This window comes from Microbacterium sp. (assembly GCF_026393345.1).
Taxonomy (GTDB): domain Bacteria; phylum Actinomycetota; class Actinomycetes; order Actinomycetales; family Microbacteriaceae; genus Microbacterium.
In genome coordinates this window covers 1-20,083 of sequence record NZ_JAPLAI010000037.1, presented here as the reverse complement: position 1 = coordinate 20,083, position 20,083 = coordinate 1, and the positions used below count along the sequence as shown (strand labels likewise).

Genomic DNA, 20,083 nt, shown 5'->3' with positions numbered 1-20,083 from the left:
TGCGCTCCGGCAAGGACCCCGCGCGCCGAGACCTCACGGATGTCCCGTCCGGAGGTCGAAAACGTGACATTCGTGGAGCCTCAGTCGGATGCGGGGCGGAAGGGGGCCGCCGGCTCGCAGACCCTGAGCCGCGGCATCCGGATCCTGGAGATCCTGGCCGAGGCACGCGCGCCGCTGGCAATCGACGAGATCGCCCGGCGGCTCGAGGTGCACCGGTCCATCGCCTACCGGCTCCTTCGCACCCTGGAGGACCACGCGCTGGTCGTCCGCGACTCGGCGGGGCGCGCGGCACTCGGCGCCCGCATGGCCGCCCTCGCCGGAGCTGTCGCCGCCGACCTGCAGTCCGAGGCGCTGCCCGAGCTGACAGCGGTCGCGAACGAACTCGGGATGACGTGCTTCCTCGGCGTACTCGACCGGGACGAGTGCATCACCCTCGCCAGCGTCGAGCCGCGGCACGCGGTCGCCTCGGTGGCGCAGCGTCCGGGCGCCCGCCACTCCGTCACGGTCGGCGCACCCGGCAAGGCGATCCTCTCGCTCCTGCCCCCGGACCAGTGGCCGGCCGGCGTCTCGGACCGGCTCCGCGCCGAGATCGCCGAGATCGCCGAGCGCGGCTATGCCACCAGTCACGATGAGGTCATCCCCACCGTGCAGGCGGTCTCGGTGCCGCTCCCCCTCCGCGGCCATCGGCCCGCCGCCATCGCGGTCGTGCACGTGGCGAGCGCCGATGACCCGGCGGCCATCGCGGCGCGCCTGCAGCGCTCCGCCGATGCCATCCGCACCGCCCTCGAGGGGTGAACTGGCACGCTAACCTGGGCCCGGCGCACGGCGCGCCGAGAAACGGGGATGCGATGAGCACGCTGGTGTGGGGAATCAAGGAGTCGCTCCTGGCGTATGTCCGCGGCATGGGCGACGGCGACGTCCGCCTCGACGGCGCGACGCAGGAGCCGTCCGGCTTCGCGTTCCCGGATACGGGCGGCGACGGCCATTCCTTCACCGGCGCGGTGTCGCTGAGCGCGCACGGCGGCCTCATGGACGTCACACTCGCCGACCCGGCGCTGGTGCCGGACGGCGACCACTGGCTGCTGACGGTCGCCGACCCGTTTGACGCCGCGGTGCGGCTCCCGTTCGCGCGGATCGACACCCTCACGCCGCAGGCCGGCTTCCTCATCGCCTCGGGGACGACGCTGACCGCCGACGGTGCCGACCTGTTCTTCGGCCCGTACACCGCCGGCACGCCGCTCGACGACCCGTTCGTGCGCGACTGACGCGCACGCCCGCGAAGAGACAGCGGGAGGGTGCCTCAGGCCTGGGCGCGCGGTCCGGCGAGGAGCGCTTCGGTCTCGGCGAGCACGCCGTCCACCCAGTCGTGTGCCGATTCCACCGCATCCATGGGCCCGCCGGCGTCATGCCGGCCATACTCCCCGATCCGGCGCGCACCGCAGGCGGCCAGCGCCTCGTCGACGAGTTCGCTTCCCCGCGAATAGGTGCGCGCGTAGCTCTGGTCCCCCATGCCGAACACGGCGTACCGGAGTTCGGAGAGATCGGGGCGTGCCCGGGAGATCGACGCGAGGAATGGACGCGCGGCGGTCGGCGCCTCCCCGTCGCCGTACGTCGAGCACACGATCAGGTGGAGCCGTGCCGGATCGAGCTGGTCCGGCTCCGTCTCGGCGAGGTCTCGCACCTCGACGTCTGCGCGCCCGGCGAGATAGGTCCGTAGGTCATCGGCGACCAGTTCTGCCCCGCCCGACTCCGTGCCGAAGAGCACCGTGACGGGCTGTCCCCCGCCGTCGGCGGCGCTCGCACCCTGTGCGCGGTCCGCGTCCGGCAGCGCCATCGCGGTGTCTCGAGCCGCCGCCAGCAGATCCTCGTGCGTACGGAGCTTCGCGCGGGTGCGTCCGGGCGCGGCGCCGAGCTGCTCGCGCATGTCGATCCGGCGCCAGCCGTCGAAGCCCACCTCGGACGCGGAGAGCTCGAGACCCGGCCGCGGGGATCCGACGCCGGCGAGGTCGGCGGCGACCGTCGCCGCGAGCGCGCGCGCATCGGTCCGCTGGTCGGGGATCGTGCCGCGGCCGCCCCGGCGCAGCCATCCGGCGACGTAGAGACCCGGCTCGATGCGGCCGTCCGCGGACGCTGCCGCCACGGCGGGCGTATGGGGGTCGGCGGTGAAGCCGATCGCGGTGACTACCGTGTCGGTGGCGAGCCGGAGGCTCGTGCCGTCCGTGCCGCGGAGGCGGAGGCCCGTGACCGAGACATCCCCCTCGATGGCCTCGGGCTGAAGCCCGAACCACCACTCGACCCGCACTCGCGGGTCGGCAGCGTCCGACGCGGCGAGGGCGCGGACGGCGTCACACCGTGCGTCCTTTCCCACCGGCACGTCGTCGAGGTCGGCGCCGTGCACCACGTGCGCCACGCCGGGGAGGGTGGCGAGCTCCCGCACCATGACCGGATCGAACTTCGCCTGCCCGGGCCGGGAGCGCCCGACCACGTGGACGACGCGAACGCCGCCCGTGATGCGCTCGCGCACGGCGTCGTCGATATCGCTTCCGTCGAAGTCATCGGCGTGCCGGGCGATGAGGCGCACGACGTCGACGGCGACGTTGCCGTGGCCGACGACGGTGACCGTCTCACTCGCGGTTCGTCGGCCTCTTCCGGGTGGCCGTTGAGCGCACGCGTGAGGCGACCGGCGCCGACGACGCCGGTCAGATCCGCACCCGGCACGTCGAGCGTCCGATCCCGGTGCAGCCCGGTCGCCAGGATCACGGCGTCGTAGGAGTCGCGCAACTGCGCGACCGTGACGTCGGCGCCGACGGCGATGTTGCCGCGGAAGGCCACACCCTCACGCTGGAACATCCGCTCGAACTGACGCGCGACGGACTTCGTCCCGGGGTGGTCGGCGGCCACCCCGTAGCGCACGAGTCCGTAAGGGACGGGGAGTCGGTCGATGACCTCGAGGACAGCTCCGGGCATCGCGCGGCGGAGCGCCTGCGCGGCGAAGCAGCCGCTGGGGCCGGCGCCGACCACGGCGATCCGCGGTGCCGCCGGCGGCTGCGGGGCAGCCGAGGCGGGCTCCGTGACGCCGGCGGTGTCCCACCGCACGGGGAGGCGCAGCATTCCGGGGAACACCCAGCCGCCGATCTGGGCGGGGCGGGCGGGATCCAGCTCGACGCCGCGCAACCGCTCGAACAGGCGAGGAAGACCGACCTCCGCGACCTCGGCCCGGGCGACCCACGCACCCAGGCACACGTGAACGCCCTTGCTGAAGGCCAGATGCGGCTTGACCTCACGGCGGATGTCGAACCGATCAGCATCGCGCCAGACCCGTTCGTCGCGGTTGGCGGAACCGACGCAGATCCCCAGCCGCGCACCCGCCGGGAGGGTCACCCCCGCCAGCTCGACCTCGCGGGTCGTCTGACGCGAGTAGAGGCCGATCGGTGAGATCCAACGGATCGTTTCGTCGAAGGCGGCCGACCACAGTGAGGGGTCGGCCTCGACCGCGCGCCGCTGCTCGGGGTGCGTCAGAAGCGCCCAGGCGGCGACGCCGAGCGCGTCACGCGGTTCGTTCAATCCGCCGCCGATCGTCATCTTGATGTTGGCGCGAATCCGCTCGATCGGCATCCGGTAATCCGGGATGGCCAGCAGCGCCGAGATCAGCGAATGGTCCGGGTTCTTCGCGTGCCAGCTGAGCATCTCATCGAGCGCGATGTCGACCTCGGCGAAGGATCGCTCACCCTTCGCCCAGATCTGCGGGTCGTCGGCATAGTTGCCGGTCGCGTCGATCATCGTCTGCGACCAGCGCTGCAGGTCTTGCTGCGTGGCGTTGTGGAAACCGAGGATCTCCCGCAGGTTCTCCGCCGCATAGGGCGCGGCGAAGTCCCAGATGAGGTCCGCATCCGCCCCCTTCGCCATCGTCTCATCGAGGTAGCGCGCCGCGTTCCGCTCGAAGACCGCGGTCCACGTGCGTTTGACCGCGCCCGGACGCAGGACCGGCTGCCAGGCCTTCCGCTCCGGATAGTGCTCCGGGTCGTCGCGACGCAGCATCGAGTGGCCCATCGCCCGAATCTGCAGCGAGCCCTCCTCGTTCGCGGAGAAGGTCTCCTGATCCTGCTCCGTGGCGTGCACGGCGTCGTAGCTCGTGATCAGGTAACGGCCGACGCTGGGCACCCAGTGCACGCCCCCCTCGGCCCGGAGCCGCTCGTAGAGGGGGAACGGATCGCGATAGAGGTCCGGGATCGTCACCCAGTCGGCGACGGGAGCGGTGATGGTCGACATGACACTTCCTCGTGGTCAGAGTTCGTACGCTCTCCGAGTATGCGGTCCCGCTATAGCCCGAGAAAAGCGGAGACATCCGCGGTTCATCCACGGCAGAATCGATGTATGGATGCCGTGGACCCGCCAGCCTTCACCCTGCGACAGCTCTCCTACCTCGTCGCCGCCGCCGATGCCGGAACGATCGCCGCCGCCGCATCGCGGCTCCACGTGTCGGCGTCCGCGATCTCGGACGCCATCACGGAGCTGGAGCGGACGCTCGACTGCGCGCTCTGCGTGAGGCGGCGGGCGCACGGCCTCACCCTCACGAGCGCGGGCGCCGGTGTGGTGGAGCAGGCTCGACCACTCCTTGCGGCAGCGCGCGAACTGTCCGTGTCCCTGCGCAGCACGGACGGCGAGCTCGTCGGGCCGATCACGATCGGGTGCTATCCCACCCTCGCGCCCACGGTGCTGCCACCGCTCCTGCATGACTTCGGCGCCGCGCACCCGCGGGTGGAACTCCACATCATGGAGACGACGCACGACCTGTTGGAGGGGCGGATCGAAGCAGGCGAGGTCGACGTCGCGTTTGTCTACGACACGCTCATCCCGGGGAACCCCCGACGCCAGAAGCTCTTCGAACTTCCCGCGCACGTACTGCTCGCGGCGGACGATCCACTGGCCTCGGCACCCGTGGTGGAGCTTGAGGACGTCGTGGACCGCGACCTCATCCTGCTCGATGCGCCGCCGTCCAGCGAGCACACCCTGTCGCTCTTCGCTCTGCGGGGCCTCACCCCCCGCATCCGTCATCGCACGACGAGCTACGAGGCCGTGCGGACACTCGTCGGCCGCGGGCTGGGATACGGCGTGCTCGTGCAGCGGCCGGCGAACATGTCGAGCTATGAGGGCTACCCGGTGGTCATGAAGGAGATCTCCCCCGCGGTGCCCCCGGTCGGCATAGATGTCATCTGGTCCGCCGCGACCCCACCGCCGCCGCGGGTGCGCGCTCTCATCGAGTTCGCGCAGTCGATCCATTGGCCCGCCCCGGGGATGCCGTGAGCCCCCGACGACGAAGGGCGTCGCACCGGTGGACCGGTGCGACGCCCTCGAGGGTGGATGATCAGCTGTTGCGGATCCCGTAGATCGGGCTCGCGGACTGCTCCTTCTCGGCGCTCAGCCCCAGCGGGATGTTGGTACGGTCACGCAGCAGCAGTGTCGCAATGAAGGCGATCACCATCACCCCCGCGATGTACCACGCGACCGCCCAGCTGGTGCCGGTGACCTGGACCAGCCAGGTCGAGATGAGCGGCGCGAATGCGCCACCCAGGATCGCGCCGATGGCGTAGGCGATCGAGACCCCCGAGTATCGGATGGATGCGGGGAACAGCTCGGTGAAGTAGGCCGCCTGCGGACCATACGTGAGGCCGTTCCCGATCGTGAACAGGGCGATACCGGCGAAGAACAGCCAGGCGTTACCCGTGTTGACCAGCGGGAAGAGCAGCCACACCGTGATGAGGAAGACGATCCACCCGATGATGTACGTGTTGCGCCGGCCGATCCGATCCGAGAGCGCCCCGCCCAGGAAGGTGAACAACAGCCACACCACGGCGGAGGCGGCGACGGCGAGCAGCACCGGGGTGCGCTCCATGCCGACGTGGCCGCCGTCGGCGATCGGGGTCGTCGCATAGCTCTGCAGGAATCCACCGGTGGTCATGTATCCCGCGGCGTTGTTGCCGGCGAACGTGAGGGCGGCGAGGATCACGAGCAGCCAGTGCTTGCGGAACACCTGCACGATCGGCATCCGGGTACGCTCGCGCTTCTGAGCGAGCTCCTCGAACACCGGGCTCTCCTCGACGGTGCGGCGGACGATAATGCCCACGATGATCAGCACGAAGCTGAGCAGGAACGGAATGCGCCAGCCCCACTCGAGGAACGCGTCGCCAGGAGAGATGACACCGGTCATCAGGGCGAGCACCCCCGAGGCCAGCAGCATGCCGAGCGGGACACCCATCTGCGGGAACGCGCCCATCCGGCCACGGCGGCCCTGCGGGGCGTGCTCGACGGCCATGAGGACGGCACCGCCCCACTCACCGCCGGTCGACAGGCCCTGAAGCACGCGCAGCAGCACCAGCAGGATCGGCGCGAGCATGCCGACCTGCGCGTACGTCGGGAGGACACCGATGAGGGTGGTCGCGCCACCCATGAGGAGCAGCGTCCACACCAGCATCGCCTTACGGCCGATGCGGTCGCCGAAGTGGCCGGCGAGGAATGCGCCGAGCGGACGGAACAGGAAGCTGACGCCGACCGTCGCGAACGACAGCAGGACCGCGGCCTGGGGTCCCGCGGGCTGGAAGAAGAGGGTGGCGAAGACGAGACCCGCCGCGTTGGCGTAGAGGAAGAAGTCGTACCACTCGATCGTGGTGCCGATGACGGTCGCGACCGCCACCTTCCTCATGTCTGCGCCGGTCGCAACCGGTGTCGTGAATGGTGATGCGCTCATGCGCGGGGACTCCTTCGTCTCATGGATACGGCCCAGGCGCCGCCGGGAGGCTTGCCGTGGATGCTCAGATCATATACGATCTGAGCCATCACGCAAGAGCGAGGGAGCTCATGACTATCGACACCAGCACGACGGATGCGGCCGACCCGCGTTTCGCCGGACTCCCCCAGCGGCCGGGCAAGATCATCGCCGTCCATCTGAGCTACGCGTCCCGCGCCGACCAGCGTGGCCGCAGGCCCGCCCACCCCTCCTACTTCTTCAAGCCGGCCAGCTCCGTCGCAGCGACCGGCAGCACGATCGAGCGTCCCGCCGACACGGAGCTCCTCGCCTACGAGGGCGAGATCGCCCTTGTCATCGGCGAGCCCGCCCGGCACGTGTCACTCGAGGACGCGTGGAACCACGTCGCCTGGGTGACCGCATCCAACGACTTCGGCGTCTACGACCTGCGCGCGAACGACAAGGGCTCGAACGTGCGCTCGAAGGGCCGCGACGGCTTCACCCCGATCGGCCCCGCGCTCATCGACGCCCGCGCGGTCGACCCCGGCACCCTGCGCGTGCGCACCTGGGTCAACGGCGTCCTGATGCAGGACGACACCACCGCCGGGCTCATCTTCTCGCTGCCGCAGATCGTCGCCGACCTGGCGCAGCACTTCACCCTCGAAACCGGTGACGTCATCCTCACCGGCACCCCCGCGGGGTCCTCCGTCGCGGTGCCGGGCGACCTCGTCGAGGTTGAGGTGGACGTGCCGGGCGGGCCCACCTCCGGGCGGCTCGCGACCACGGTCGTCCAGGGCGAGCAGCCCTTCGACCCGGAGCTCGGCTCCCTCCCCGCCGCGGACGACGCGCAGCGCGAGGACGCCTGGGGCTCCCGCGAAGCCGCCGGACTCCCCCCTGTCGAGCCCGCAGCCTCCGGGCTCTCGCCGGAGCTGCGCGCCAAGCTCGAGCAGGTCCCGGTCGCCGGTCTCTCGCAGCAGCTGCGCAAGCGCGGCCTGAACAACGTCACGATCGACGGCGTGCGCCCGATGCATCCGGGCGCGAAGCTCGTCGGCACCGCCAAGACGCTGCGGTTCGTCCCCGGCCGGGAAGACCTCTTCGTCTCGCACGGCGGCGGCTACAACGCGCAGAAGCGCGCGTTCGACGCCGTCACCGCGGGCGAGGTCATCGTCATCGAGGCGCGCGGCGAGGCCGGCTCCGGCACGCTCGGCGACATCCTCGCGATCCGCGCCCACGCCCGCGGCGCCGCCGGCATCGTCACGGACGGCGGAGTGCGCGACTACGACGCCGTCGCCGCCGTCGGCATCCCGGTGTACACGCAGGGCGCGCACCCCGCGGTGCTCGGCCGCAAGCATGTGCCGTGGGATGTCGACGTCACGATCGGATGCGGCGGCACCACCGTGCAGCCCGGCGACATCATCGTCGGCGACGCGGACGGCGTGATCGTCCTGCCGCCGGCCATCGCAGAAGAGGTGGCCGACGCCGCCCTCGCCCAGGAGGTCGAGGACGCCTGGGTCGCCGCGCGGGTCGCCGAGGGCAACCCGGTCGACGGGCTGTTCCCGATGAACGCGCAGTGGCGCGAGCGGTACGAGGCCGAACGCTCATGACCGACGGGAGCACCAGCAAGTCCGAGCAGGCGTACGCGTGGCTGCGCGGCCGGATCGCGGAGCGCGAGTACGCCGCCGGTCACCGGCTCGTGCTCGGTGCCATCGCGGAGGAGCTCGACATGAGCGTGGTCCCCGTGCGAGAGGCCATCCGGCGCCTCGAGGCCGAGGGGCTGGTCAGCTTCGAGCGCAACGTCGGCGCCCGCGTCGTGTACCTCGACGAGACGGAGTACGTCCACTCGATGCAGACGCTGGGTCTCGTGGAGGGTTCCGCGACCGCACTGTCGGCGCCGCTGCTCACCCCCGCCGACCTCGATCGTGCCCGCGCGGTCAACGACCGCATGGTCGCGATGCTCGATGACCTCGACCCGCACGAGTTCACCCGGCTCAACCAGGAGTTCCACTCCGTGCTGTTCGAGCCGTGCCCGAACCCCCACATCCTCGATCTCGTGCACCGCGGCTGGGGCCGGATGGCCAACATCCGCGACAGCACGTTCGCGTTCGTGCCAGGGCGCGCGAACCACTCCGTCGAGGAGCACGTGGAGATCATCGACCTCATCCGTTCCGGCGCGGACCCGCTCGAGATCGAGCTGGCCGCGCGCAACCACCGCTGGCGCACGATGGACGCGTTCCTCGCCGCCCGCCACCACGACTCTGCCGCCCCGACCGATTCGGAGAAATCATGACCGACACCACCATCCTCGCCGCAGGCCGCCACGTGCCGGAGAACCTGCCCTCCCGCATCCAGCACTACATCGACGGTGCCTTCGTGGATTCGATCGACGGCGACACGTTCGATGTGCTCGAACCCGTCTCCAACGAGGTCTACGTGCAGGCCGCGGCCGGCAAGAAAGCCGACATCGACCTCGCCGTCGCCGCCGCGAAGCGCGCGTTTGACGAGGGCCCCTGGCCCCGGATGCTGCCGCGCGAGCGTTCCCGCATCCTCCACCGCATCGCCGACCTCGTGGAGGCGCGCGACGCGCAGCTGGCCGAGATGGAGTCCTTCGACTCCGGGCTGCCGATCACGCAGGCCCTCGGCCAGGCCCGCCGCGCCGCCGAGAACTTCCGGTTCTTCGCCGACCTGATCGTCGCGCAGGCCGACGACACCTTCAAGGTGCCGGGCCGCCAGATCAACTACGTCAACCGCAAGCCGATCGGCGTCGCGGGGCTCATCACCCCGTGGAACACCCCGTTCATGCTCGAGTCGTGGAAGCTCGGTCCCGCCCTCGCGACCGGAAACACCGTCGTGCTGAAGCCCGCCGAGTTCACCCCGCTGTCGGCCTCACTGTGGGCCGGCATCTTCGAGGAGGCGGGCCTGCCGCAGGGCGTGTTCAACCTCGTCAATGGCCTCGGCGAGGACGCCGGCGACGCGCTGGTGAAGCACCCCGATGTGCCGCTCATCTCCTTCACGGGTGAGAGCCGCACCGGGCAGATCATCTTCGGCAACGCCGCCCCCTTCCTCAAGGGCCTGTCGATGGAGCTCGGCGGCAAGAGCCCGGCGATCGTCTTCGACGACGCCGACCTCGACGCCGCGATCGACGCGACGATCTTCGGCGTGTTCTCCCTCAACGGCGAGCGCTGCACCGCCGGGTCCCGCATCCTGGTCCAGCGTGACGTGTACGACGAGTTCGTGGAGCGCTACGCCGCGCAGGCGAAGCGCGTCAAGGTCGGCTACCCGCACGAGAAGGACACCGAGGTCGGCGCGCTCGTGCACCCCGAGCACTACGCGAAGGTCATGAGCTACGTCGAGATCGGCAAGTCCGAGGCGCGGCTCGTCGCCGGCGGCGGCCAGCCCGAGGGCTTCGAGTTCGGCAACTTCGTGGCGCCCACGGTGTTCGCCGACGTGTCGCCGGACGCCCGCATCTTCCAGGAGGAGATCTTCGGCCCGGTCGTCGCGATCACGCCGTTCGACACCGAGGAAGAGGCACTAGCCCTGGCGAACAACACCCGCTACGGCCTGGCCGCCTACGTCTGGACCAACGACCTCAAGCGCGCACACAACTTCGCGCAGAGCATCGAGGCCGGCATGGTGTGGCTGAACTCGAACAACGTGCGTGACCTGCGCACCCCGTTCGGCGGCGTGAAGGCGTCCGGCCTCGGCCACGAGGGCGGCTACCGCTCGATCGACTTCTACACCGACCAGCAGGCGGTGCACATCACGCTCGGCGAGGTGCACAACCCCACCTTCGGCAAGAACTGAGAAAGCAAGGACGCTGACATGACCGCCATGAACGACCGCACCCTGACCTCCTCGGGCTTCTACGTCTCACAGGAGGCGCCTATCCAGACCGACAACCCGATCCCCTCGCCCTCGGCGCCGGCCCCGGACATCCTGCGCTGCGCCTACATGGAGCTCGTGGTGACCGACCTGGCCGCATCCCGTCAGTTCTACGTCGACGTGCTCGGCCTGTACGTGACGGAAGAGGACGACGAGGCGATCTACCTCCGCTCCACGGAGGAGTTCATCCACCACAACCTCGTGCTGCGCAAGGGCCCGGTCGCCGCGGTCGCCGCGTTCTCGTACCGTGTGCGCACCCCCGAGGATCTCGACCTGGCGGTCGCGTTCTACGAGGAGCTCGGCTGCCGCGTCGAGCGCCGTCCGGGCGGATTCACCAAGGGCATCGGCGACTCGGTGCGCGTGGAGGACCCGCTCGGGTTCCCGTACGAGTTCTTCTATCAGACCGAGCACGTGGAGCGGATGTCGTGGCGCTACGACCTGCACATCCCCGGCGAGCTCGTGCGCCTCGACCACTTCAACCAGATCACCCCCGACGTCCCGCGTGCCGTGAAGTACATGCAGGACCTCGGCTTCCGGGTGACCGAGGACATCCAGGACGAAGAAGGCACCGTCTACGCGGCGTGGATGCGCCGCAAGCCCACCGTGCACGACACCGCCATGACCGGCGGCGACGGACCCCGCATGCACCACGTGTGCTTCGCGACGCATGAGAAGCACAACATCCTCGCGATCTGCGACAAGCTCGGCGCGCTCCGCCGCTCCGACGCGATCGAGCGCGGCCCCGGCCGTCACGGCGTCTCGAACGCGTTCTACCTGTACCTGCGCGACCCCGACGGTCACCGCGTCGAGATCTACACCCAGGACTACTACACCGGCGACCCGGACAACCCGGTCGTCACCTGGGACGTGCACGACAACCAGCGCCGTGACTGGTGGGGGAACCCGGTGGTCCCCAGCTGGTACACCGACGGCAGCCTGGTGCTCGACCTCGACGGCAACCCGCAGCCGGTCATCGCACGGACCGACTCGAGCGAGATGGCGGTCACGATCGGCGCCGACGGCTTCTCCTACACCCGCCCCGACCAGGGCGAGGAGTCGATGCCGGAGTGGAAGCAGGGCGAATACAAGCTCGGCAACCAGCTCTGAGACCCCGTCCCGTCTGCGTTTCGTCTCGCCTCGTTCGTCGCCTCGCGACCGTACCCGCTACGGTCGTTGAGCGGGCGAGGCGAGACGGAACGCCCCCACCCCGACCCTGAGGAGACACCGGATGCTGGATGCCGACACGATTGCGACGATCGCCGCGGAACTCGCCGAGGCCGACCGCACGCACGGCGTGATCCCGCGCATCACCGCGCGCTACCCCGACGCGACGGTCGAAGACTCGTACGCCATCCAGGGGCTGTGGCGCGACGCGCAGGTCGCCGCAGGCCGGCGCCTGGTCGGTCGCAAGATCGGCCTCACGTCGAAAGCCATGCAGCAGGCCACGGGGATCAGTGAGCCCGACTACGGCGTCATGTTCGACGACACCGTCTACCAGAACGGGTCGATCATCCCGTTCGACGACTTCTCGAACGTGCGCATCGAGGTCGAGTTGGCGTTCGTGCTGAACGCCCCGCTCGAGGGCCCGAACTGCACCCTGTTCGATGTGCTGCGGGCGACGGAGTATGTCACCCCCGCCCTCGAGGTGCTGAACTCGCACATCGAGCTCGAGGGCCGGACGATCGTCGACACCATCAGCGACAATGCGGCCTACGGCGGCATGGTCCTCGGCGGGGTGCCGATGCGCCCCGAACAGATCGACCTGCGCTGGGTCTCCGCGCTGCTGTACCGCAACGAGACGATCGAGGAGACCGGGGTCGCCGCGGGCGTTCTCAACCACCCCGCCACGGGGGTTGCCTGGCTCGCGAACAAGTTCCACCAGCACGGCGCACGCCTCGAAGCCGGCGAGATCATCCTGGCGGGGTCCTTCACCCGGCCGATGTGGGTGTCCCGGGGCGACAGCGTGCTGTGCGACTACGGACCGATGGGGACCATCTCATGCCGCTTCCTCTGACCCCCACCCTGCGCGACCACATCGCCGCATCCGATCGGGCGCTGTTCGGCGGCTGGATCTGCTCCGGCTCCCCCGTCGTGGCCGAGATTATGGCCGGCTCCGGGCTCGACTGGCTGATGATCGACATGGAGCACGGTGCGGTCTCGCTCGAGACCGTGCAGGTGCTGCTGCAGGTGACGGCCGGCTACCCCATCACGACCATCGTCCGCGTCCCCGCGAACGACGCGGTGTGGATCAAGCAGGTGCTCGACCTCGGCGCGCAGACGATCATGGTCCCGATGGTGTCGACCGCCGCGCAGGCCGCCGAGGCCGTCGCACACGCGTCCTACCCGCCGCGCGGCCACCGCGGCGTGGGCAACGCGCTCGCCCGCTCCGGCCGCTGGAACCGGGTCGACGACTATCTCGCGAACGCGGCCGAGTACACCTCGGTGATCGTGCAGATCGAAACGGCCGAGGGCGTCGAGAACGCCGAGGCGATCGCCGCCGTGCCGGGTGTGGACGGCGTGTTCGTCGGACCGAGTGACCTCGCCGCATCCATGGGCCTCATCGGTCAGCAGACGCACCCCGACGTGGTCGCCGCCGTCGAGCGGGCCTTCGCGGGCGTGCAGGAGGCCGGCGTCCCCGTCGGCGTCAACGCCTTCGTGGAGTCGACCGCGAAGGGATACGCCGCCGCCGGTGCGGACTTCCTGCTGGTAGGCGCGGATGTGGGCCTCGTGGCCCGCGGCGCCGAGAACCTCGCGCGCACGTACCTCCCCGCATCCGACGACACCACCCGCGCCTCGTACTGAGACCGCTGCGGCCGCTGTCGGCCTGGGAGCGTCAGTCGAGGGCGATGGTCTTGCCGCAGTTGCCGCAGAGGCCCGTCGGCGGGATCTCCATGAAGCAGTCCGGGCACACCGGGCGGGCGCGCTCCGGCGTGAAGGCCGGGCGAGGCCCCGTCTCTTCGCGACGCGGGGCGCCGGGAACGCGCTTCGAGGAGGCCTTGAGCTTGCGGGACGTCGGCGCGGCTGCGGCCGGCTCGATCGGCTTCGCCGGGGCGGCGGGCGCGTGGTAGGCGCAGTAGAACCGGACGTAGCCGTCGTGGTTCCCGGGATGCCGGTGCTTGTAGGCCTGCAGCTCCTCGCGGGGCAGCGGCTCGGAGTCGGTGCCGCAGCCGAAGCAGCGGGCGGGCTCCCCCGGTGCGTACTCAGCCAGGTTGACCGGCGTCTCGAACGGGATGGTCTCCCGCCAGTCGGCCCCTGATGTCACGCGCACGACGTTTCCCTTCCGGACACGAACGAATTGTCGCGCCCCACCGATCTTACGCGCCGCCGGGCCTCGCCAGCTCCGCGGGCACCGGTCAGCCGGGCAGGTAGCGTCGCGCCCAGCCGGCGCCGTCGCGCACGTACTCGACGCGCCGTGCCGCGGACTCTCCGGCCGGATGCGCCGCCCAGAACAGCATCCGGTGCGGCAGCACCCCGTACCCGGCCCACCCCTGCGGCTGGGCGGGCTCGGGGACCTCGGCGTGGAACCGCGCCCACTCGTCCTCCCGCTCGGGGAGCGGCAGCTGCGCATACTCGTCGGTGTTCTGCCACGCCAGCTGCTTGAGGTACGGCGAGCGGCGCTGGAACGCATCGGCGAGCTCCGCCGCGGGCGCGGGCGTCGCGGTGCCCTGCACGACGAGCTGCCGCGAGAAGTCCGGCCACAGCACGGTCAGCGCGACCCGGGGGTTCGCGGCGAGATCGGCGACCTTCCGGCTGAGCGCATCGGTGTGGAAGAAGAACCGCTCCCCATCGAACTCGCTGAGAAGGACGGTGCGCGCACGCGGGAACCCGTCCGCATCGATCGTGGACAGCGTCATGCGCAGCGGCTCCGCCCCGAGCGGCGGGAGCCAGGATGCGGCGAGCACTGCGGGGTCATCGATCGGGGCGTCGCCCAGCACCGGAACGGCGGCTGCGGGGAGGGTGGCGGTCATCAGCGGGGTCCTTCCATGGTGAGGAGCATCGGGCGCGGCATCAGGCGAACTCGAATCCGTCGATCTCGGCGAGCGCCTCGGCAACGAATGCGACCCCCCGGTCGAAGAGCGCGGCACCCGCCGCTGCGGTCGCCCCGGTGGGGTCGCCGATGACACCGGTCGGTCCGAAGTCGTCGCTCGTCCATCCGAACGTCACCGGTCTGCCGTTGAACCCGATGTGCCGCATCCCGGCGATCCGTTCCGGCACGTTCCGTGGCGGCAGGTCGGGGGAGACGAGCTCGGGGGCGAGGTGCATGACGAGCGACGTCTCGGCCCAGCCGGCGTGAATGCCCTGCCCGCGCTCGTCCGGCGAGCCGTCGGTGCCGTCGCCGGCGGGAACGATCCCGGCCGGCATGGCGAACGACCGGAGCCCGAACCGGCGCCGCAGCTCACGGTTCGCCCATCCGAGCAACGCCACGTTGCCACCGTGCCCGTTGACGAACACGACGGTGCGCACCGGGGTGATGCGCAGCGACTGGCCGAGCTGCACGAGCTGGTCGAGGAGTGTCGTGCCCTCGATCCACAGCGTGCCGGGAGCCCAGTGGTGCTCGTCGGACTTGCTGATGGTGATGGTCGGCAAGAGCCACGCGTCGATGCCCTCGGATGCGGCGCGGGCCACGGCGGCGGCCGCCACCCGTTCCGCGATGAGCGCGTCGGTGCGCAGCGGCAGGTGCGGACCGTGGTGCTCGATGGCGCCGACCGGAACGACCGCGAGGGAGCGCTCCGAGGTGACGGCCGGGATGGCGGACCCCGGGAGGTCGGCCCACACACGGCCGGGCGGCACGAACGGCGTCGTCATCGGATCGCTCCCTTCGTGGGGCCGGCGTAGTCGGGGTTGAGCTTCCCCGGGTTGAGAAGGCCGTGCGGGTCGGTGGTGCGGGCAAGGGCCACGGTCTCGTGCAGCCGGAAGTCGACGTTCCACTGGTGCGGGTTGTGCACACCGACGCCCAGCTCGCCGAGTCTTGCGATGCCCTGATACACCGCATCCGGGCTCTCGTAGATGCCCGCGAGCATCCCGATCGGCACGGTGTGCCCGGCCTCGATGTGCAGCTGCCCGCCCGGGTAGACGGCGTGGACCTCGTCGATCCGGTCGATGAGCGCGTCGCCGGACACCTCGACGTGGAAGTACACGCCGGGCTCGGACTTCTGCAGCCACTCGATCGGGTGGTTGTAGCTGAGCACCGAGAGGGCGAGGGAGGCCTGCGGGCCCTCCCGCACATCCTCGATGCGGCCCCCGGCGCCCTCGATGATCGCTGTGGCCGCGGCGACGATCGCGGGGTCGGCGATCATGCGCAGCGAGCTGCGGCCCTCCGGGAAGGCGGGGTCGGGCGGCAGCTGCGCGGTGATGTGCACGGTGTCGGCGGAGACCAGGCGGGGGGCCGGACGCAGCCGCCCGAGCTCGCGGAGCACCGACTGCGATCCGGCGAAGTCGGGGAACGACGCGTACAGGCCGCGCCAGTCCTGCAGCGGCTCGAGCCGGACCGTGGGGCGGGCGATGATGCCGGCGGTGCCGTAGTTGTGGACGAACGCCTGGGCCGCATCCCCCTCGAGGTGCACGAGCTCGCCGTCGGAGACGGGGGTCACGACATCGAGCGCGACGACGAAGCCCATGTCGTTGCTGCCGTGCGCGATCGTGCCGGTGCCGCCGGACCCACCGGCGAGGAACCCGCCGAGGGTGGAGTGCACGGTGGACGGGTACATCCACAGCTGCTGTCCGGTCGCGCGGGCGGCCTGTTCGATCGCGGTCATCGGGGCGCCGGCCTCGGCGGTGACCGTGCCGTCGCCGACCTCGATGACGGCACGGGCGCGCGAGGTGTCCAGCACGAGGCCGCCGGGCATCGGGATGGCCTGGCCGTAGTTGCCGGTGCCCTTGCCGCGCGGGGTGATCGGCGCCCCGTGGCGGACGGCGATGCCGACGACCCGGGCGATCTCCTCGGCGTTCGTGGGGAACGCGACGATGTCGGCGATCCCGAGCGGCAGCAGCTCGGCGATGATGGGCGACATCCGGGCGCCGTCGACCGACGCCTTCTCTCGCTGGCGCATGTCGCGGGACACGCCTCGGGGGCCGAGGACCTCCCGCAGGTCGGCGTCGAGGGCGGAATAGTCGGGCGCGGTCATGGTGTCCTCCTTCACGGTGCATCTCCCGGAGGCGGTGCGCGGCGAGCCGGGTGATGAGTCACTCATCGCGCGGCACCATCATGGCGCGTCGATGTTTCGGCCAGGAAACAGGGACGGACCGGATGCGGCGCAGCGCGGCTGAGCGACCCAGCTGTCAAGGGTGCTCGCGGCGACGAGGGCGCCCCGGCGCAGCACGAGGCGCTCCGCCGGGGCCTCGGCGACCGCCTGCACCAGCGAGTCGGCGCGGAGGGCGAGGAGGTCGGCCTGCGCACCGGGCACGACCCCCGCGACCGGAAGCCCCATGACTTCGCGAGCCCCCGTGGACACCGCGGCGTAGGCCTCGTCGACCGTGAGGTGGCTGGCGGCGACCAGCAGCATGGCGGTCTCCAGCGCGTCGCCGCGGCCAAGCGGATTGAACGGGTCGCGGACGTTGTCGGCGCCGGCCGCGAACCGGGCTCCGGCCTGCAGCAGCGCGCGGGCGGGGGCGATGCCGCGGGGCATGGCGATGTCGTCATCCCACCCCTGCAGGTACAGGTTGGTGATCGGGTTGGCGATGATCCCGATCCCGGATGCCACCGCATCCGTGATGACCGCGTCCCGGCGGGGGCGATGAAGAGTGCCGAGACGCACGCAGTGCCCGGCCGACCGGTTCTGCGCCCACCCCGCGGTCCGCCGGGCGTACGCGTCGAGCGTGACCGCGGCCGACAGCCCCTCGTCGGTGTGGAGGTCGATCGGCACACCGCGCCGCTCGGCGATGTCGAGCAGCCGGTTCAGATCCGCGAGCGGGTCGTCGGCCAGGTGCGATGCGCCGCCGAGCACGTCGGCGCCGGCGTCGAGGGCCGCCTCGATCGCGGCATCCGCGATATCGGGCCCGGCGAGCGCGACGATCTCGATGTCGATGAGCGCGGCGAGCTCCTCCCGCACCTGCACCAGGGCCTCGATGCCCCGCAGCGGCTCGTCGCCCAGGAGCACGTCGACGTGGGTGCGGATCGCGGTCGTGCCCTGGCTCAGCATCCGGAGCGCCTGCCGGCGGGCGCGAGCGGCGACGTCCTCGACCGTCATGGTCGCGGCGTAGGCGCGCCAGGCCGTGATCGCGGCGCGGAGGTCGCCCATCGGGGGGCGGATGGCGTCCCAGCTGAGGGCCTTGTCGAGGTGGGCGTGGGGTTCCGCCGCGGCGGGCAGCAGGACGAAGCCGGTGAGGTCGAGCGCGTCAGGCTCGGGTTCCCACACCGCCGCGGGGGTGACCGTTGCGACCGTGGCGCCGTCGAGCTCGACGTCGACGCGCCTGCCGTCGGGGAGGGTCGCCCCGATCAGTCGCCGCAGCTGCCGGGGACCCCGTTCGTTCGACTGCATCCGCTCCGCCTTCCTCGTAACGGGCCCACGCTAGGCCCCGTGCGTTTCCCCCGGGTAACGCGGACACCCGCTGGCGCCGTCACGTGCCCGACACACGGCCCGGATAACGTGTGCGGCTGTGAGTTACTTCAGCGATGTCGAACGCGACCTGGTCGTCGCCGCCCGAACCCCCGTCGCCGACGGGATCGTCGCCCTCGACCTCGTCGCGCACAACGGCCGCGACCTGCCCGCCTGGACGCCAGGGTCGCACGTCGACCTCATCCTCGAGCCCGGGGTGGAGCGGCAGTACTCGCTGTGCGGCGACCCGGGCGACCGGTCGACCTGGCGGGTCGCGGTGCTCCGCGAGGACGGCGGTCGCGGAGGCTCACTGCGGGTGCACGACGAGGTGGTCGCAGGCCAGCGCCTGCGGGTGCGCGGGCCCCGCAACCACTTCTCGTTCGAGGTCACCCCCGGCACCCGGTACCGGTTCGTCGCGGGCGGCATCGGCATCACCCCGCTTCGCGCCATGGTGGCGGCGGCGGATGCGGGCGGGGCGGACTGGACCCTGGACTACACCGGGCGCTCCCGCCGCACCATGGCCTTCGTCGAGGAACTCGTCACGGCCCACCCGGACCGGGTGCGAGTGCACGCGGCGGACGCCGGTGACCGGTTCGACGTCGCGGCATTCTGCAGCGGCATCGACGAGACGACGGCCGTGTACGCGTGCGGTCCGCCGCGGCTGATCGACGCCCTGGACGCCCTCGTCCCCGTCGAGCAGCTCCATGTGGAGCGGTTCGAGGCGAAGGAGTTCGGCGAGCCGGTCTGGACCGAGGACTTCGAGGTCGAACTCGCCCTGAGCGGTGACATCGTCACGGTGTCGCCGGGCCAGTCCGTGCTCGCGGCGATCGAGGAGCAGGCTCCCGCCGCGATGGTGCTGTCGAGCTGCCGCCGCGGCACCTGCGGGACGTGCGAGGTGGGCGTGCTCGAGGGCGAGGTGGAGCACCGCGATTCGGTGCTCACCCCGCTGGAGCAGGAGGGCGACACTGTGATGATGGTGTGCGTCTCGCGGGCCGCGTGCCCGCGTCTCGTCCTCGACCTCTGAGGGCGTTCACAATTCAGGCAGATCGACCCGAGGCCTGCGACGGGGACCGGCCGCACGCCGTTCTGCCTGAGTTATGCGCGTTCAGCGGCCGACGCGAGCGTTCAGCGGCCGACGCGAGCGCGAAGCGCGGCGACGATCGTGGACTCGTCCGCGGCGACCAGGCGGTAGTCGCGCACCACGACGCGTCCGCCGACGATGACGTGGCGCGGGCGACGCCCGGGCGAGGCCCACAGCAGCCCCGCGATCGGATCGGCGACCCCCGCATCCGCGACGCCCGACACGTCCCAGACGCAGGCGTCGCCGCGAGCACCGGTTCGCAGATGACCGAGGTCGTCTCGGCCGAGTCCGAGGGCGCCGCCCTCGGTTGCCATGCCCAGCACAGCGCGGGCCGTGAGCTGCGGGCCGACGAGCCCCGACACCTGCAGCGCGAGCCGGGCATCGGCCAGGAGGTGCCCGGCGTCGTTCGATCCGCCGCCCGACGTACCGAGCCCCACAACCACGCCCGCGTCCCGCAACGCGGCGACGGGCGCGATCCCCCACCCCATCGGCACATCGCATCCGGGCGCGTGGGTGCCGGTGACCCCCGCCGCGGCGAGCCGGTCGATCTCGGCGGGGGTGACGTCGCACAGGTGCGCGATCGTGACGTCCGGTGCGAGCCACCCCCACTCCTCGAGCAGGTCCAGCGGCCGCCGGCCGTACCGCTCGAGGGCGATCTCGGTGTCCACCTGCTCATTCGCCTGGGTGCGCCGGCGCAGTCCGTGGCGCGCCGCGACCTCGCCGAGCAGCCGGAACGTCGCCTCCGCGTCCGAGTGCACCCCGGCGGGCCCGACCGCCACCTGCAGCATGCCGCCCGGATTCACGCCGCCGCGGTGATCCGGCGCGAGGAGCGCGGCGATGATCGCC

General features: G+C 71.2%; 19 protein-coding genes. 10 read left to right on the top strand and 9 right to left on the bottom strand.

Features of this window, described 5'->3' with window-relative positions:
- Positions 1-63 precede the first annotated feature (63 nt).
- Both NT132_RS05815 and NT132_RS05810 read left to right on the top strand, forming a co-directional pair.
- Complete coding sequence (locus NT132_RS05815) at positions 64-795, top strand: helix-turn-helix domain-containing protein (protein WP_297786213.1); 732 nt, start codon at positions 64-66, stop codon at positions 793-795.
- 53 nt (positions 796-848) lie between these two features.
- Positions 849-1,265, top strand: coding sequence for an HtaA domain-containing protein (locus tag NT132_RS05810; RefSeq protein WP_297786209.1), 417 nt, complete (start codon positions 849-851; stop codon positions 1,263-1,265).
- A gap of 35 nt (positions 1,266-1,300) precedes the next feature.
- Here the strand turns inward: NT132_RS05810 and NT132_RS05805 are convergent, their stop codons facing one another.
- Positions 1,301-1,834: a flavodoxin domain-containing protein gene (locus tag NT132_RS05805; RefSeq protein ID WP_297786395.1), complete on the bottom strand. Its 534-nt coding sequence runs from the start codon at positions 1,832-1,834 to the stop codon at positions 1,301-1,303.
- 347 nt (positions 1,835-2,181) lie between these two features.
- The gene (locus NT132_RS05800; RefSeq protein ID WP_297786206.1) at positions 2,182-4,269 is read right to left on the bottom strand and encodes a cytochrome P450; all 2,088 of its coding nucleotides are present in this window, start codon (positions 4,267-4,269) and stop codon (positions 2,182-2,184) included.
- A 105-nt stretch (positions 4,270-4,374) separates the two neighbouring features.
- On the opposite strand from NT132_RS05800, the gene NT132_RS05795 reads away from it, so the two are divergent.
- Positions 4,375-5,304, top strand: a complete 930-nt coding sequence (locus NT132_RS05795) for a LysR substrate-binding domain-containing protein (protein ID WP_297786203.1) — start codon at positions 4,375-4,377, stop codon at positions 5,302-5,304.
- Positions 5,305-5,365: 61 nt separating this feature from the next.
- On the opposite strand, the gene NT132_RS05790 is transcribed toward NT132_RS05795, so the two are convergent.
- Positions 5,366-6,745 carry an MFS transporter gene (locus NT132_RS05790; protein ID WP_297786200.1) on the bottom strand — a complete coding sequence of 460 codons (1,380 nt, stop codon included), beginning with the start codon at positions 6,743-6,745 and terminating at the stop codon, positions 5,366-5,368.
- Positions 6,746-6,855: 110 nt separating this feature from the next.
- Between NT132_RS05790 and NT132_RS05785 the strand changes: the two genes are divergently transcribed.
- The 6 genes from NT132_RS05785 to NT132_RS05760 all read left to right on the top strand — a co-directional run bounded on the left by NT132_RS05785 (position 6,856) and on the right by NT132_RS05760 (position 13,423).
- Complete coding sequence (locus NT132_RS05785; protein WP_297786197.1) at positions 6,856-8,346, top strand: fumarylacetoacetate hydrolase family protein; 1,491 nt, start codon at positions 6,856-6,858, stop codon at positions 8,344-8,346.
- The gene (locus tag NT132_RS05780; protein WP_297786194.1) at positions 8,343-9,029 is read left to right on the top strand and encodes a GntR family transcriptional regulator; all 687 of its coding nucleotides are present in this window, start codon (positions 8,343-8,345) and stop codon (positions 9,027-9,029) included. Before NT132_RS05785 ends, NT132_RS05780 begins: the two co-directional genes overlap by 4 nt.
- Positions 9,026-10,543, top strand: coding sequence for a 5-carboxymethyl-2-hydroxymuconate semialdehyde dehydrogenase (gene hpaE, locus NT132_RS05775; RefSeq protein WP_297786191.1), 1,518 nt, complete (start codon positions 9,026-9,028; stop codon positions 10,541-10,543). The genes NT132_RS05780 and hpaE overlap by 4 nt, the downstream gene beginning before the upstream one ends.
- An 18-nt stretch (positions 10,544-10,561) precedes the next feature.
- Complete coding sequence (gene hpaD, locus NT132_RS05770; protein ID WP_297786188.1) at positions 10,562-11,728, top strand: 3,4-dihydroxyphenylacetate 2,3-dioxygenase; 1,167 nt, start codon at positions 10,562-10,564, stop codon at positions 11,726-11,728.
- 121 nt (positions 11,729-11,849) lie between these two features.
- Positions 11,850-12,635 (top strand): 2-oxo-hept-4-ene-1,7-dioate hydratase, encoded by a 786-nt coding sequence (gene hpaH, locus NT132_RS05765; RefSeq protein WP_297786185.1) that lies wholly within the window; start codon positions 11,850-11,852, stop codon positions 12,633-12,635.
- Positions 12,620-13,423: an aldolase/citrate lyase family protein gene (locus tag NT132_RS05760; protein ID WP_297786182.1), complete on the top strand. Its 804-nt coding sequence runs from the start codon at positions 12,620-12,622 to the stop codon at positions 13,421-13,423. The genes hpaH and NT132_RS05760 overlap by 16 nt, the downstream gene beginning before the upstream one ends.
- Before the next feature lie 31 nt (positions 13,424-13,454).
- Here the strand turns inward: NT132_RS05760 and NT132_RS05755 are convergent, their stop codons facing one another.
- The 5 genes from NT132_RS05755 to NT132_RS05735 form a co-directional block, all read right to left on the bottom strand.
- Entirely contained in the window at positions 13,455-13,889 is a 435-nt protein-coding gene (locus NT132_RS05755) for a glucose-6-phosphate dehydrogenase (protein ID WP_297786179.1), read from the bottom strand.
- A gap of 85 nt (positions 13,890-13,974) precedes the next feature.
- Positions 13,975-14,589 carry a pyridoxamine 5'-phosphate oxidase family protein gene (locus tag NT132_RS05750; protein ID WP_297786176.1) on the bottom strand — a complete coding sequence of 205 codons (615 nt, stop codon included), beginning with the start codon at positions 14,587-14,589 and terminating at the stop codon, positions 13,975-13,977.
- Between the two features lie 40 nt (positions 14,590-14,629).
- Positions 14,630-15,427, bottom strand: a complete 798-nt coding sequence (locus NT132_RS05745) for a creatininase family protein (protein ID WP_297786173.1) — start codon at positions 15,425-15,427, stop codon at positions 14,630-14,632.
- Complete coding sequence (locus NT132_RS05740) at positions 15,424-16,746, bottom strand: FAD-binding oxidoreductase (RefSeq protein ID WP_297786171.1); 1,323 nt, start codon at positions 16,744-16,746, stop codon at positions 15,424-15,426. The genes NT132_RS05745 and NT132_RS05740 overlap by 4 nt, the downstream gene beginning before the upstream one ends.
- A 78-nt stretch (positions 16,747-16,824) precedes the next feature.
- The gene (locus NT132_RS05735; RefSeq protein ID WP_297786168.1) at positions 16,825-18,099 is read right to left on the bottom strand and encodes an amidohydrolase family protein; all 1,275 of its coding nucleotides are present in this window, start codon (positions 18,097-18,099) and stop codon (positions 16,825-16,827) included.
- Positions 18,100-18,217: 118 nt separating this feature from the next.
- On the opposite strand from NT132_RS05735, the gene NT132_RS05730 reads away from it, so the two are divergent.
- Positions 18,218-19,180: a PDR/VanB family oxidoreductase gene (locus NT132_RS05730; RefSeq protein WP_297786165.1), complete on the top strand. Its 963-nt coding sequence runs from the start codon at positions 18,218-18,220 to the stop codon at positions 19,178-19,180.
- Positions 19,181-19,281: 101 nt separating this feature from the next.
- Here NT132_RS05730 and NT132_RS05725 read toward each other — a convergent pair.
- A partial coding sequence (locus NT132_RS05725; RefSeq protein ID WP_297786162.1) for an amidohydrolase family protein occupies positions 19,282-20,083 on the bottom strand: 802 nt, incomplete at its 5' end.